This is a genomic window from Rhizobium sp. Root483D2 (assembly GCF_001426685.1).
GTDB classification, from domain to species: domain Bacteria; phylum Pseudomonadota; class Alphaproteobacteria; order Rhizobiales; family Rhizobiaceae; genus Pararhizobium; species Pararhizobium qamdonense.
Map to the genome: position 1 here is coordinate 200454 of NZ_LMFB01000009.1, position 14735 is coordinate 215188.

Annotated in this window: 12 protein-coding genes; 11 read left to right on the forward strand and 1 reads right to left on the reverse strand. The window is 59.8% G+C overall.

The features are described from left to right. The first annotated feature begins 208 nt into the window (after window positions 1-208). From ASD32_RS07495 to ASD32_RS07535, 9 genes are all read left to right on the forward strand, one after another. Entirely contained in the window at window positions 209-721 is a 513-nt protein-coding gene (locus ASD32_RS07495; protein ID WP_060637387.1) for a sigma-70 family RNA polymerase sigma factor, read from the forward strand. A gap of 112 nt (window positions 722-833) precedes the next feature. Beyond that, complete coding sequence (locus ASD32_RS07500; protein ID WP_156383090.1) at window positions 834-1820, forward strand: FecR family protein; 987 nt, start codon at window positions 834-836, stop codon at window positions 1818-1820. Window positions 1821-1933: 113 nt separating this feature from the next. Next, on the forward strand, window positions 1934-4252 hold the full coding sequence (locus tag ASD32_RS07505) for a TonB-dependent receptor (protein WP_060637389.1): 2319 nt from the start codon (window positions 1934-1936) through the stop codon (window positions 4250-4252). 113 nt (window positions 4253-4365) lie between these two features. Then, complete coding sequence (locus ASD32_RS07510; RefSeq protein ID WP_060637390.1) at window positions 4366-4656, forward strand: DUF2218 domain-containing protein; 291 nt, start codon at window positions 4366-4368, stop codon at window positions 4654-4656. Between the two features lie 118 nt (window positions 4657-4774). Continuing rightward, window positions 4775-6532 carry an IucA/IucC family protein gene (locus tag ASD32_RS07515; protein ID WP_244490122.1) on the forward strand — a complete coding sequence of 586 codons (1758 nt, stop codon included), beginning with the start codon at window positions 4775-4777 and terminating at the stop codon, window positions 6530-6532. Continuing rightward, on the forward strand, window positions 6516-8249 hold the full coding sequence (locus ASD32_RS07520) for an IucA/IucC family protein (RefSeq protein WP_060637391.1): 1734 nt from the start codon (window positions 6516-6518) through the stop codon (window positions 8247-8249). The genes ASD32_RS07515 and ASD32_RS07520 overlap by 17 nt, the downstream gene beginning before the upstream one ends. Continuing rightward, window positions 8246-9526 (forward strand): AMP-binding protein, encoded by a 1281-nt coding sequence (locus tag ASD32_RS07525; RefSeq protein WP_060637392.1) that lies wholly within the window; start codon window positions 8246-8248, stop codon window positions 9524-9526. The genes ASD32_RS07520 and ASD32_RS07525 overlap by 4 nt, the downstream gene beginning before the upstream one ends. Further along, a complete protein-coding gene (locus tag ASD32_RS07530; protein WP_060637393.1) occupies window positions 9523-10836 on the forward strand; it encodes a DUF6005 family protein in 1314 nt (437 codons plus the stop codon). The genes ASD32_RS07525 and ASD32_RS07530 overlap by 4 nt, the downstream gene beginning before the upstream one ends. After that, window positions 10836-11681 carry a sugar phosphate isomerase/epimerase gene (locus tag ASD32_RS07535; RefSeq protein WP_060637394.1) on the forward strand — a complete coding sequence of 282 codons (846 nt, stop codon included), beginning with the start codon at window positions 10836-10838 and terminating at the stop codon, window positions 11679-11681. The genes ASD32_RS07530 and ASD32_RS07535 overlap by 1 nt, the downstream gene beginning before the upstream one ends. Here ASD32_RS07535 and ASD32_RS29455 read toward each other — a convergent pair. Next, the gene (locus ASD32_RS29455; protein WP_156383091.1) at window positions 11658-11870 is read right to left on the reverse strand and encodes a hypothetical protein; all 213 of its coding nucleotides are present in this window, start codon (window positions 11868-11870) and stop codon (window positions 11658-11660) included. The genes ASD32_RS07535 and ASD32_RS29455 overlap by 24 nt on opposite strands. Window positions 11871-12134: 264 nt before the next feature. Between ASD32_RS29455 and gspD the strand changes: the two genes are divergently transcribed. Together gspD and ASD32_RS07550 are read left to right on the forward strand one after the other, a co-directional pair. Further along, complete coding sequence (gene gspD / locus ASD32_RS07545) at window positions 12135-14249, forward strand: type II secretion system secretin GspD (protein WP_244490123.1); 2115 nt, start codon at window positions 12135-12137, stop codon at window positions 14247-14249. Continuing rightward, window positions 14250-14732: an A24 family peptidase gene (locus tag ASD32_RS07550; RefSeq protein WP_060637397.1), complete on the forward strand. Its 483-nt coding sequence runs from the start codon at window positions 14250-14252 to the stop codon at window positions 14730-14732. The last annotated feature ends 3 nt before the right edge of the window (window positions 14733-14735 follow it).

Consider the following 14735-nt stretch of genomic DNA (forward strand, 5'->3'; position numbering starts at 1 on the left):
GTGTGAGGACCCGGCACAGCGTGCTGTTAATTGTTATTTTCCAATAAAATAAAATATGAGCATCGCAGACAAGTTTAATTCCTCGTGTTATAGGCAGCCGCTCGCATGATTTAGGCTTGGCGGACATGAACGGGATGATGCGCATAGAAGGCAGCGAAGAAAACCGGTGGCGTGCGGGCGGGACCTCTGCTGCAGATGGTCTTGGCCGATGATCGATGTCGATGCACGCCATGAAGTCTACATCGCCAACCGCAAGGCGTTGATTGCCTATGCCACGCGGATTCTTGGCTCGCGGGAGGTGGCTGAAGACATCGTGCAGGATGCCTTCCTGCGGTTCTCGCCGGCCAATGCGAATACCGGCACATCGGCGCAGACACTTGCCTATCTCTATAAGATCGTGCGCAACCTTTCCTTCGATTTTCTGAAGCGCCAGAAAGTCGAGATGCGGGAAAAGCAGAACGAACCACCATTTTGGTCGATCCCGAACGAATTGCCGACGCCGGAAGATTTTGTTGTCGTGACGGATGAGGTGCGGCAGATATCCCGGATTCTGGATGATCTTCCCGCCGATGTGCGCACGGCGCTTGAGATGCACCGGTTCGGCGGATACAATCTGGAAGAGATTGCGGCCCATCTGGGGATCTCGGTTGCGACAGCCCATCGCCACGTGCGCACAGCCATGGTCCGGGTGGCGACGATGCTGGTTGCAAATGCGTCGTGAAATACTGTCATCCGTATGAAAAAAATTCTATCGCAGTTCGTCTTTATCCAAGAGAGGATGGTTCGGCGAGACATGTCCGGCGTGACATCAGCCGATCGCTGCAGGTACGATTTTGACTGAGATTAACACCATACCGCCCGCGATCCTGGAAGAAGCCATGGACTGGTTTCTCACCCTGAAGGCGCGGCCGGACTGTCGGCAGACGGAAGACGACTTTCAGGCGTGGCGATCCCGCTCGCTTGTGCATGCGCGCGCCTGGGAACAGGCGCTGAAAACCTGGACGCTGCTGGGCGAAGTGCCGCCGGTCTACGAGCATCTCTGGCGGTCTGCCCGCTCCGTTACGGCCATCCCACTAGCGCAACGCCGCCGCTGGAAGCGGTGGACGGCCGGGATCGGCGTGGCGCTTGCCGCCAGCGCGTTCCTCTTGCTTGCCGGACCATCGCTTCTGATCCGCTGGCAGGCGGATCATGTCACCAGCACGGCCGAAACCCGAACCCTCGCGCTGGCGGATGGCACCGTCATCGAGATGGGCGCAGACAGTGCGCTTGCCACCGAGATCACGCCGTCCGCCCGCCGGGTCACGCTTCTTTCCGGCGAGGCGTTTTTCGACGTCGCGCATGACGTCTCGCGTCCGTTCACGGTCAATGCCGGCGGCGTCGCGGTTGCGGTACTCGGCACGGCGTTCGACGTCCAACTTTCGGATGACGCAACGACGGTGGAGCTTGCGCGCGGGACTGTTGCCATCTCCTACGATGGTCCGGACCACAAGCAGAATTTCGAACTTGCGCCGGGGCAGATGGCGGCAGTCGATCATAAAACCGGGGCGGTGATGCGCGATGCGATTGCGCCGGAGGATATCGCCGCCTGGAGAAGCGGGCGGATGTTTGTCAATGACATCACCGTCGGCGCGGCCACCGAGCGGTTGCAGCGCTACCATCCGGCCTGGATCAGCATACCCGACCCGGCCCTTGCCTCCCGCCGTGTGACCGGTCTCTACGATCTGAAGAACCCGGACGCAGCCCTTGAGGCGATCGTCAAACCGTTTGGCGGCAGGGTTCGCGAGGTGACACCCTACGGCCGTGTGCTCAGCCGATTTTAAGCTGACAAAAACAATCAAGAAAATTCCGATTGGATGAAAAAAATCGGAAGCCGGTCGTCTTTGGTTTGAAGCGCATGCCTGGGACGTTGCGCGGGAAACCGAGACTGAGTTAAATGCGTTCGCAGACAGGCCGCAACGGCAACAGATTTTTGACAGCAAGGCATAGCCGCGCCCACGGCCTGCGCCTGCTTGCCACGTCGGCGGTCATCGCACTGACGCCGCTTAACCCGGCATCGCTCTCTCCCGCCTTCGCGCAGGACAAGACGTCCCGGCTGAACGACACCGAAAGTTTCAACATCCCCTCCCAGCCGCTTCCCGGGGCATTAAATGCCTTCGGGCGGCAATCGGGCCTTCAGGTGACGCTTGCCGCCGCCACGTCACGCGGCGTTCGGTCAAACGCGGTCAACGGCACGCTTGCGCCGCAGCAGGCGCTGGCACAGCTTTTGTCCGGCACTGGCATTTCCTACCAGATCACCGGCGGCACGGCCGTGATCGGCCAGGCCGCGTCCTCCGGCGATGGAACGGCAGCAGCGGCGGCGGCTGGCGCGACCGCGCTTGAACCGATCTCCGTCTTCGGCGAGAGCGGCACTCTTGGCGCCGGTGAAATCCAGATCTCTGCAAAGGATCTGGAGCGGAAGAACCCGGCCAGCATTGCCGATGTCTTTTCCGGCGAGCCGGGTATTTCGGTCGGCAGTTCTCTGCCGATGTCGCAGAAGGTCTATGTCCACGGCATCGAGGAAAACAACCTGGCTGTGACCGTCGATGGCAGCCGCCAGAACAACAAGGTCTTCCACCATGCCGGCACCAACCTGATCGACCCCATGCTGCTCAAGGCCGTCAGCGTCGATGCGGGCGTGGCCCCTGCCGATGCCGGTCCGGGCGCCCTTGGCGGCGCCATTGCCTATGAAACCAAGGATGCCCGCGATCTTCTCGATGGCGATGGTTTTGGTGGCTTTGTCACCTCAAGGCACAACTTCAACAGCGATACCGTGACGACCGGAATAGCCGCCTACGGCCTCCACGAAGGCCTGGAATTCCTCGGCGCTTTCAACTTCGGAAAGGGCGACGGCTTCACGGCGGGCAACGGCGAGAATGTCGAGGGAACCAGCACAGACATCCTGAGTGGACTTGGAAAACTCGGCTACGAGTTCGACAGTGGCGACCGGATCGAAATCAGCCATGAGCGCATCCACGATGAAGCACCCCGGCCCTATCGCGCCAATGCCGGGTTTGTCGATCCTGGACGGCCCTGGAAGGAGCCGACGATCCGCGACTATATCCTGGATCGCCAAAACACCGTGTTGACATATACGGACAGCACCCCGGAAGGCTGGTGGGATCCGAAGCTTGTGCTCGCCTATAGCAGAACCGAACTGGAAACGACTGTTTTCCTCGACCCCCGCTTCAACATTGCGCCCTATGCGGCGATCGGCACGACCGAAAGTCTGAACGGCAAGTTCGAGAACAAATTCTCCCTCGATATCGGCACCATCGTCGCCGGCGTCGATTTCTATAGCGACAAGGCTGATCTTGAGGATGCGTTCGATCCGGGAACCGAAAAATCCCGCAATATCGGCCTCTACGCGCAAGCCCGGATCGAGCCCTGGGACCGCACGCGGCTTTCCTTTGGTGGACGGGGCGATAGTCAAAAGTTCACCGGAACCACCGGCGAAGACTGGAATAATTCCGGTCTTAGCGGCAATATTTCCGGCGAATACGATCTGATCGAGGATGTCCTCGTCGCCAAGGCCGGCTATTCGCATGTCTGGGCGGGCCCTACACTCGCCGAAAACTTCGTTGTGAACCCCAGATGGGACTATGGCGACGGGCCGAAGCCTATTACGGCGGATAACTACAATATCGGGCTGGAAGCCAACTATAATGGCTTTACGATTGAAGGCAGCGTCTTCCAGACAAGGCTCGATGATGCCCGAGCCCCACGTTTTGCAATCGCGCGCGCGATCGAGACGCATGACGTCCGCTCAAGCGGCTTTGAAATTGGCGGCGGCTATAGCTGGGGCGACGGCTTCTTCACGGTGAAATACGCTGATATCGATGTGGAAATCGATGGAAAGCCGGCCGATTCCGATATCGGCACCTATCTCGCCGCACCGGCGGGCCAGATCATCACCGTGCAGGCGGTACATACCTTCACGGATTGGGGTATCACGCTCGGCGCCGACACAGAAATCGCGCTCGACTATGATCACGTAGCGCCAGGCAGCAAACCCTATGAGAGCTACCAGGTCTTCAACGCCTTTCTTGAGTACAAGCCACCAACCCGGCCGAACCTGACATTCAGGGCGGACATCAAGAACATCTTCGACGAAACCTATTCCGACCGCGCAACCTATGGCCAGGAATTTGCCAACGTGGTCCCGCTCTATGAGCAGGGCCGCGCCTTCATCCTGACCGCAAGGGCGACGTTCTGACCGGCTGATTGCATCGCCGGTCCGGCGATGCGCGAAAGACGAGAGTGGGAAACCGGCGAAACATCGCCGCAGGCCGCTCTCCAAGACCCAAAGTCGAAAGACAGGAGTTCCAGATGCAAGAAGCGACAACCCGTTTTACGACGGAAAACGGCCAGAAATATCTGACCCAGCTCTGCAAGCATTTCGGCCACAAGATCGACGTCACCCAAGCGGACGATCAGGGCGAGCTCAGATTTTCCTGCGGAACAGGATATCTTCAAGCCGATCCGGATGGCCTCAACATCCGGGTGCAGTCGCCCGACGAGGCCAATCTGACTGACACCAAATCTGTGGTCGAGGATCACCTCCTGCGGTTCGCGTTCCGGGAAAACAGCGGCCCGCTTCTGTGGCAGCCGCCCGGCTGACGGTCGAAGAGACCAATCGAACTCATCCATGAATTTCATCGCGTTGGATGACAACGCTCTTGCGCGGCTCCGCGTGCCGAGGAACGACACGATGCAATCGTCTAGGCAAATCGCAGAAATGGCGACCTTTCAGAGTTTTGCCAATTGCTATCTGCGCGAAGTGAATGCCGGCACATCGGTGCTGCACAGGACAGCGGCTGGCCCGGTGGATTGCATCGAATGGTCGCTGCCCCGCCAGCAGATTATCCTTCGCGCCGAGATTACCTCAACGTCCCTCTGCGGCCCGCAGCATTTCGGCCGGGTCTGGTGCAGGGGCGCTTCGGACGCGATCTGGCGGCCGCTCGAGCTGATCTCCGCACTTCACAGCCTCATCCACGAATCCTATCGCCAGGCGGACGAGGGACAGGCCGATGTTCTGCGCGGCTTTGAACTCGAACTGCTGATGCGTGTGCTGCAAAGCTATCAGCAGACTGCACTGTTCATCGAAAAGGCGGACCCGGTTCCGGCCGATGGAGATCACTTTATCGAGGCCGAACAGTCGCTCGTGTTCGGCCATTGGCTGCACCCGACCCCGAAGAGCCGGCAGGGCATGACGTTTTGGCAGCAGGAAAGCTACGCGCCGGAATTGCGCGGCCAGTTCAAGCTGCATTACTTTGCCGCCAAAATGGACCATGTCCGCCATGCCTCGGCGCGGCCGGTGGCAGCCCCCGATATCGTCCTCTCCTTAGCAGATAGCGCCGGCGAACCCCTTGCCGCCGGGCACGACGAATACCTGCTGCCCATGCATCCCCTCCAGGCAGAGGCCCTGCTGCTCGATCCGGACATCCAGGCCATGCAACACAGTGGGAGCCTGCGCCATCTTGGCCCGGCCGGTTCACCGTTCACGGCGACCTCGTCCGTCCGCACCGTCTATAGCGGCGATAAGGACTGGATGCTGAAATTCTCGCTTCCAGTTCGCATCACCAATTCGCTTCGCCTCAACCGGCGCCAGGAGCTGGAAGCCGGGGTCGCGATGGCCAAGCTGATCGACCGGATCGGTTTTGCGCGGCGGTCGAAACACTTCCAGATCATCCAGGACCCGGCCTATATCACGCTCGACATTCCCGGCCGCAGCGAAAGCGGATTTGAGGTGATCCTGCGCGAAAACCCGTTTTCAGGCGACAGGGGCAAAGGCATCATCACCGTCGCCGCCCTGACCGCCGATCCTGTTGCGGGCGAACTGTCCCGGCTGGAACGCCTTATCCGCAACATCGCCATGCGCGACGGCGAGACCGTGTCCGATGCCGCGCTCGTCTGGTTTCAGCATTATCTCACCTGCGCAGTCGAACCGCTGATCAGGCTTTACGACGATTATGGTATCGCGCTGGAAGCGCATCAGCAAAACAGCCTGCTGGAAATCGGAACCGGCTATCCCACCGTCAGCTATTATCGCGACAACCAGGGCTTCTATCTGTCCGAACGCTACCGCAGCCTTTTGTCAGGCCATGTTCCCGAAACGGAAGCCATAGGCTCCCTCTATTTCCCGGAGGCGGAAATCCGCGACCGGTTCGCCTATTACTTGATCGTCAATCAGGTGTTTTCAATCATCAGCCGCATGGGACATGACGGGCTGTGCGGCGAAGGGCAGCTGTTGCGGATGATGCGCGCGCATCTCGAACGCTGCGCACACGGCATGACCGGCGCTGGCCGGGATTTCGCCCGCCACGTTCTCGACCTGCCGACCATTGCGTCGAAAGCCAACCTGACGACGCGGCTGTTCGATGTCGATGAGTTGCAGTCGGACAATGCGCCGTTGCTTTACCGTCCCATGCCCAACCCTTTGAGAGGGCCGGCAGCACTGACCGTTGCAAGGACCAGCCATGCCATTGCCTCTTGATCTCAAAGGGCAGCCCGGTGAGCGGGTGTTGCGCCAACTCGTGGCCGCCCTCCTCTACGAAGGTGTCATCGACGCCAGGCAAAGCGTTGACGGCGGGCTGACGCGCTTCCAATGGACATTGGGTGGCCGCTCCTACCGGTGCAGCGGGTCCGTTGGACCATTCGGACGCATTCGCCCGATGGCCGGATCGATAGAGGTCGAGGATGGCGGTATCTGGGGCGAAGTCTCGACCGCTCAATTCGTCTCCGCCCTGCCCGGTACGGGCATGGCCCGCGGCAAGCTTCTCGGCGAGATGACGCAGACGATTGGCTTTTCAGAGTGGAATGATCGCCACATCGCCCCCCGGCAACGCCGCTCCATGTCTTTTTCCGCGCTGGAAGGCGCGCTGGACGAAGGCCATCCCTATCACCCCTGCTACAAGGCAAGGACCGGATTTTCCGAGGCCGATCACGCCGCCTATGGCCCGGAAACCGGCAACGTCTTCCAACTGGTCTGGCTGCTCGTGGCCCGCAAGCATCTTCGCCATGCCTTGCCGGAGGAGGAGGCCATTTTCTGGAAAACCGAACTCGGTGACGAAACATGGATACATCTGCAAACGATGCAGGCGCAACTCGGCCTGTCAGCGGAAGACTTCGGGCTGGTGCCGCTGCATCCTTGGCAATGGCGCAATCTCGCTGAAACCTTGGGTGACGGCTGGATCAGCGCTGGCGAGGCCCATTGCCTCGGACCGGCCGGAGATCGCTACACCGCAACGCAATCGGTGCGCTCGCTCTTGAACCAGGACCGCCCGCTTGCAGCCAGCATCAAGCTGCCGCTCAACATGATCAACACCTCGTCGCGGCGCACGCTGGAGCCGCACTCGGTGTGCACCGCACCGGTGCTCTCGCGCTGGATCGCCGGTATCGTCGAGGGCGATCCGCTGTTCCGTGACCGGTATCCACTCACTGTCCTGCAGGAATATGCCGGGATCATCGCCGATGCCGACGGCCCGCTTGCAGGCCAGATCGGCGCAATCTGGCGGCAGAATGCGCAGGCAACGCTGTCGCCGGGCGAGGCGCTCATTCCCTTCAACGCCCTGATGATGGTCGAGGCGGATGGCAGGCCATTTGCGGGCGACTGGATCCAGCGTTTCGGCCTGATGGCATGGATGAACCGGCTGATCGAAATCTCCGTCCTGCCCGTCTGGCATCTGCTTGTCCATCATGGCATCGCCGTGGAGGCTCATGGCCAGAACATGCTTCTGGTCCACCGTGACGGCTGGCCGGTACGCCTGATCCTGCGCGATTTCCACGACAGCATGGAATTTTGCCCGGCTTTCCTGCGCGAGCCCGCAAAGGCCCCGGATTTCCTCTCCCTGAACCCGCTCTACCGTCAGGCCGAGCCGGACCAATATTACTGGACAGACAATCTGGATTCGCTCCGCGAACTGGTGATGGATACGCTGTTCGTCTACAATCTCACCGAAATTTCCCACCTGCTCGACCATTGCTACGACCTGCCGGAACAGCGTTTCTGGCAGCGGGTCGAAAGCCTCCTGTCGTCCTACGCCGTTGAGCACGAAGCTATGGAACGGCAGGCGCAGCTTGGCCACGACCGGCCCCATATCCTCACTGAATCCCTGATGACGCGAAAGCTGTTCGCGCTGAAGCCTGAGTACCACCACACGGTGCCCAATGCCTTGGCGGCCGATCAGCTGCAACGAAGGAGAAAGCCATGATCAAGATCGATGACAGGCTTTACGACAACGCCTATTTCGAAAAAACCTCGGCCCGCCTGACGGAGCAAACCGGCCTTTTATCGCGCGATGGCGGCCGCTACGCGGTGTGTTTTGCGGAAACGGTGGACTGGCTGTCGCTGTTTTTCGCCATCCGCACGGCCGGCGCCAGCGTCCTGCCGATCCATCCCGGCACGCCCTATGCCGCCGCCCGCAAGCTTGCCATCGGCGCCGGCTGCGACCGGCTGTTTTACAACAGCCTGACAGCGGACGTGCTCGATGCACCGTCGGTATCTTTTGAGAAAGGCCAGCTTCTGCAGATGAGCTCCGGCACGACCGGCGCGCCAAAATGCGTGGCGCGGAACTGGGACGAGATCGACGCCGAGATCGAAAGCTATGTCCGCGCATTCGCAGAGCCGGAAGATATGACCCCGGTCGTCGCCTGCCCGGCCACCCATTCCTATGGGCTGATCTGCGGTATTCTCGTGGCGCTGAAGCGCGGCCAGGTGCCGGTGGTCGTCAATACTGCCAATCCGAAATATCTCCTGAAAATTCTGCGCGAAACCGAACGGCCGCTGCTCTATTCGTCACCGGCGATCCTGCACACGCTCGCCCGGCTGTTGCCGCAGGATGAGCAGATCCACGCAACCATGACATCCGGCACGCTGTTGCCCGATGCCTGGTTCTCGCTGATCCGCGCGAAAAGCCAGCACATGTTCCAGCAATATGGCTGCTCTGAAGCGGGTTGCATCGCCATCAACCCCGACGTGACCGCAACGGGAGACATGGGGTTCGTCCTGCCGCATCTGACGGCCGAAACGGGCGGTAGCGCCGATGACGCTGGCGAGATCGTGGTGAAGAATGCGGCCGGCAGCGTGATCCACACGCGCGACCTCGGCTATCTCAGCGATAACGGCATGCTCGTCTTCATCTCCCGCATGGACGACATGATCAACGTCTCCGGATTGAACGTCTATCCGAAAGATGTCGAGGACGCCGTCATGATCATGCCCGATGTCACCGACGCCGTTGCCTTCCGCAAGGCGGACCGGTTCGCCGGCGAGCGTGTCGCGCTGCTGTTCAGCGCCAGCCAAAGTCTGGCACCGCAGTCGGTGCGCGAATGGTGCAGCCGGCATCTGGCCAGCCACCAGTTGCCGATGGAGATCCTGCAGGTCGACGCCATTCCGCGCCAGGCAAACGGCAAGATCAGCCGCCGCGACGTGGCGGAACGCCATGCTGCAGGCGAGTTTGCAACACCTTCCGCCGGAGCGGCATCATGACCCAGAGCGAAATCCTCACCGCCATCCATACGGTTTTGAGTGAACATATGCAGCATGCGCATCTCGACGGCTTCGGTCCCGATGCGCGCCTGAACGAGGACCTCTACCTCGATTCCGTGCTGATCCTGCAGATTTTCCTCAATCTCGAGCTGGAATACGGCCTTTCCGTTCCGGAAGAGGCGATCGCCAAGCAGGATATTGAGACCGTCGCCGATCTGGTTGCGCTGTACCATCAGGGCGATGCCACGGCCGTGGTCCCGGCGTTTGCCCTCACCGGCGGCACCAGCGACGAAGGCGTACATGGAGAGGCCTATTACGACATCAAGGTTCACTGCTTCGTCAGTTGCGTCTGCGACGGCCTGAAGCGCCGGGGCCTTGATCACAGGCCGTTCTACTTCGGTGTCTGGGACGCACAATTTGCCATCGGCGACCGGTTCGAACTGCTCTATCACGCCCCCGGGATCACCCAGGAATTCCTGCATGGATGGTTCCAGCGGCTTTATGGCGTCGCGGTTCGGGAGTGGTACGATCCTGAAAGGACCAAGATCGAAAACCTGGCGTCGCTGCTCGACCTCCTTCAGAACCGTAGCGACACCGGGTCCGTCATGGTGATGCTGGACATGTTCCACCTGCCGGAGCGCGAAAACAAGTTCAACCAGAACCCGTTCCCGCATTACCTGATGCTCCAGGAAACCGGCGATCCGCAAACCTGGTTCGTGCACGATCCCGATTATCGCTGGGAAGGCGAGATCGCGCGCGAAAAGGTCATTCACGCCATCATGCAGCCCACCGTCGGCGGTGGCTACGTCTTCGACAGTACGCAAGCGCGAACGCCCGAACCGGACGATCTCAAAGCCTATTTCGAAGCCTGCTTCGTGAGAGAGACGAACCCGCTCGTCGATGCGGTGCGCACCATCGTCACGGCACATCTTGCCAGAGACGGCGGCATAACATTGTCCGGCCTGACGGCTGCAGTGCGCGAACTGCCCGTCATCACCATCCGCAAATATGCCTATGAGCACGGCTTCGCCTTCTTCTGGCGCGCGCTGAAACTGCCGGCCGCGGAGTTTGAAACATGGTGCGAGGAGATCGAAGCGCTGGTGCAATCGCTCAAGACGCTGCACTACGCCTGCATGAAACTCTCCCAGACCGGAGATCGCGCGCTTTCCGCGCCAGTGTTCGAAAGGCTCGACGAGGCCGGCCGGCTGGAGACCAGGCTGAAAGACAAACTGGCGGAGATCTTCGATCTCTGGTGCGAACAGAATGTTGCGCCGCGCGTCAATGTCACAATGCTGAAAAGGGCCGTCTGATGCGAGTTTCGCTTTGCACCATCACCTTTCGTCACCATCTCATCTCGCTCGGTGAAATCGCCGCCTGGGCGCAGTCCAACGATTTCCAGGGCATCGAGCTCTGGGGCGCACATGCGCGCAATCTAGCACAGCAGCCGGACCGCAACGCGGAATGGCTGGACGGTTTCGGGCTTTCGGTGCCGATGATCAGCGACTATCTGCCTGTTGATGCCGATCCCGAAACCTTGCGCCTCAAGACCGTGGAACTATGCAGGCTCGCCCGCCGCTGGCGAACGCGGAAAATCCGCACATTTGCCGGCAATCGCGGCAGTCTTGCCACATCGGCCGAAGACCGGCGCGTGATGGTCGAACGGCTGCACGATATCTGCGCCATCACCGCCAGCTATGGCATCCACCTGCTGGTGGAAACCCACCCGCAAACATTGGCCGATACTGCCGGCTCCACCCTGCAACTGATCGCCGAGGTCGATCATCCCTTCTTCTCCATCAACTATGACAGTTTACATGTCTGGGAAAGCGGCGCCGACCCCGTCACCGTGCACCGCGAGATGAAGCCGCATATCCGTCACTATCACCTGAAGAACATTCGCGACCGGTCCGATCTTTCCGTGTTCGAACCCGCCAACGTCTATGCCGCCGCAGGACGGCGCACTGGCATGACGCCGCTGTTTGAAGGTGCTGTCGATTACACCACCTTTCTCGCCGAGCTGTCCGGCGATCCACAGATCGATGCCTCGCTGGAATGGATCGGCAACGATTGCCTCGACATCCTACGGCGCGACCGGCGGCAGGTACGGCAGGTGATCGACCGGCGTGAACCTTTACGGCGGACAGTCAATTTTTAGGATGGTGGCGAGGCGGAAACTGACGATCGCTCTGGCCGCTGCGCAATGGGCGGTTGCCTTCATGGCCACGGCGGGGCCGGTGACGATCAACATGACCATGGAGGGCGATAATCTTCTCCAGCGTAACATCAGACAGCACTTGGGGTTGCCGAAGTGCTTCGCTATGCCGTCAGCGATGACTATTGCCATGATCTTCCTATTTTACAGCGCCGCCCGTCAACCCAAAAGGGATCGAACTCTTCGCCAAAATCATCGATCAGTTCCAACGAATAAAGCGCTGCCGCGTCATCTCTAAGAAGATTAAACCGGCAACGGCATTTCGGTTGCATTTACTGCAAGTCCTTAGCAGATAATTACAATAATACTGTGGAAACGCGCCGTGACAAGCCGCCGCCCATTCCCCCTTTCCCAAGCGGACTGTACAACACCTCTAGTATAAGTTGAGGGGCAGGGGTGCTTACGATTCGGGTTGGCTTCAGCATGGTTCTCGCCGTGCTGGCGGGGTGTGCCTCGGAAAATAGCGATGATAAGTGGGCGTCGTTGATGGAAGGTGTCGAGCGGCCGCGGGCGCATGACGCGCGCGGTTATCCGAATTCCAACGTGATCAAGGGCGGCACGGTCACGGGCTCGACGCCGGCGGGATTTGCGCAGATCGGCAGTGGCGAGTTTACCGGACAGTCCATGTCGTCGGTGACGGGTGGTGCGGCGGCGGATGGGTCCGAAGGCTATACGATCAATCTCGTCGATGCGCCGGTGGCTTTGGCGGCCAAGAAAATCCTTGGCGACATCATGGGATATACCTATCTCGTCGATCCCAAGGTTACCGGCACGGTGACATTGCAGACCAGCCATGCGATGTCGAAACAGAGCCTTTTGGATATCCTTGAAGTATCTTTGGCCGCCAATGGCGCAGCGATCGTCAAGAAGGCGGACCGCTACGAGATCGTGCCCTATTCCGAGGCAACGGCATCGAACGCGATCATCAGCGGCGGCCGTCTGCCGAAGAACGAGCCGGGCATGAAAGTTCAGGTTCTGCAGCTGAAATATATCGCAGCCGACGAGATGCGCGACATCATCGAGGAGGTGAGCAAGAAGGGTGCGGTGCTGCGCACCGACCCTGCCCGCAACTATATCGTTGTCGCTGGCAACAATGGCGAGCTTTCTGCTATCCGCGAAGCGATCTCGGTCTTCGATGTCGACTGGATGAAGGGCATGTCGACGGCACTCTATCCTTTGAAGGCTTCGCAGCCGCAGGAACTGGTGAAAGAGCTCAATTCGGTGTTCGGGGCGGACGCTGGTCCCAACTCCAAAACGATCCGTTTCATCCCCAATACCCGTCTGAACGCGGTCCTTGCGATCACGTCGCGCCCGGCCTACCTGCCTAAGGTCTCCGCCTGGATCGCCAAGCTCGACAAGATCGCGCAAACCAATGAGGAGCAGCTGTTCGTCTACGAGATCCAGAACCGGCCGGCGGCGGAACTGGCAAAAGTGCTGCAGAACGTGCTCGCCAGCGCCAAATCGAATGGCGGGACTATGGCTAGGCCAAGCCCGGTGGCACCCGATCTCGTTGCCGATACGATGCAGAGCGAGGGTGTCGATTATTCTCCGGAAGCCCAGGTCGAGAGCGAACCCGCCCTTTTGACAAGCGGCACTGTTCCATCCGTCGTTGCCGATACGGAAAACAACGCGCTGCTAATCTCCACCAATGCCCGCGAATATCAGAGGATCGAGCAGATCCTGCGCCAGCTCGACGTTCTGCCAACCCAGGTCTTCCTCGAAGCTGTCATTGCCGAGGTGACGCTGAACGACGAACTCAAGTTCGGCCTTCGCTGGTATCTGGAAAACGGTAACCATTCTCTGGGCCTGTCAGATCTGGCATCCGGCGCGGTCACGGCGGCATTCCCCGGCTTTAACTGGACCCATGTTTCTGCCAACGCCCAATCGGCCCTGTCGGCACTCTCAAGTGTGACCAAGGTCAAGGTGATCTCGTCGCCAAACCTGATGGTCATCAACAACCAGCAAGCGAAGTTGCAAGTCGGCGATCAGGTTCCCGTCATCACCCAGACAAGCACCAGCACGGAATCGGCCAACGCCGTCATCATCAACTCCGTCGAAATGAAGGATACAGGCATCATCCTCTCGGTCACGCCCCGGATCAACAGTTCCGGCCGGGTGATGCTCGATATCCAGCAGGAGGTCAGCAATGTCGTTGCGACCACCACGTCGGGGATTGATTCGCCGACGATCCAGCAGAGAAAGATTGCGACCCGCGTCGTCGTTCATGACGGGGAGAGCCTGGCACTCGGTGGATTGATCCAGGAGAAGAAATCCCTCAACCAGAGAAAGGTGCCGGTGCTCGGCGATATCCCGCTGCTCGGCAATGCGTTCAAGTCGAAGACCGATGGCATCAACCGCACCGAGCTGATCATCTTTATCCGTCCGCGCATCGTCCGCGATAGCGAGGAGGCGCGTCAGGCGACCGACGAGTTCCGCCAGCAGTTTGATTTTGGAGACAGCGATACGCCCGGCAAGCGCATGAAGCGCGATCTCATCCGGTTGGCAAACTAGATGGAGACGACAGAGATCAGCGTTCTGTTGCTTCTGGCGGTTCAACTGGCGGTGATTGCCATGATCGATCTGCGCAAGCTTGTCATTCCGGATCTGTGCAACATTGTGTTGGCCGCAACTGGATTGGCTGCGCATTGGCTACTCGGCAGTTTTGACCCGGTCCGGATTTCACTTGGAATACTCGTATTCGCAGGAACGTTTTCACTGGTTCGTTTCGTCCATTTTCGGGCAAGAGGCCAGATCGGCCTTGGACTGGGCGATGTCAAAATGGCCGCTGCCGCGGGATGCTGGATCACGATTGCCAGTTTTCCGCTGTTTCTGGCGGTTTCCAGCCTCAGCGCGTTGGCATTCGCCCTGCTGACGCTTCCTTTCTGGAAGAAGGGTGCGCGGATGCAAAGAGTTCCGTTCGGCCCATTTCTCTCCGCCGGACTGTTGCTGACCTTTGTCTTTGAACTCAACTCCATCTCCGTTTTGATTGTCTAGGTG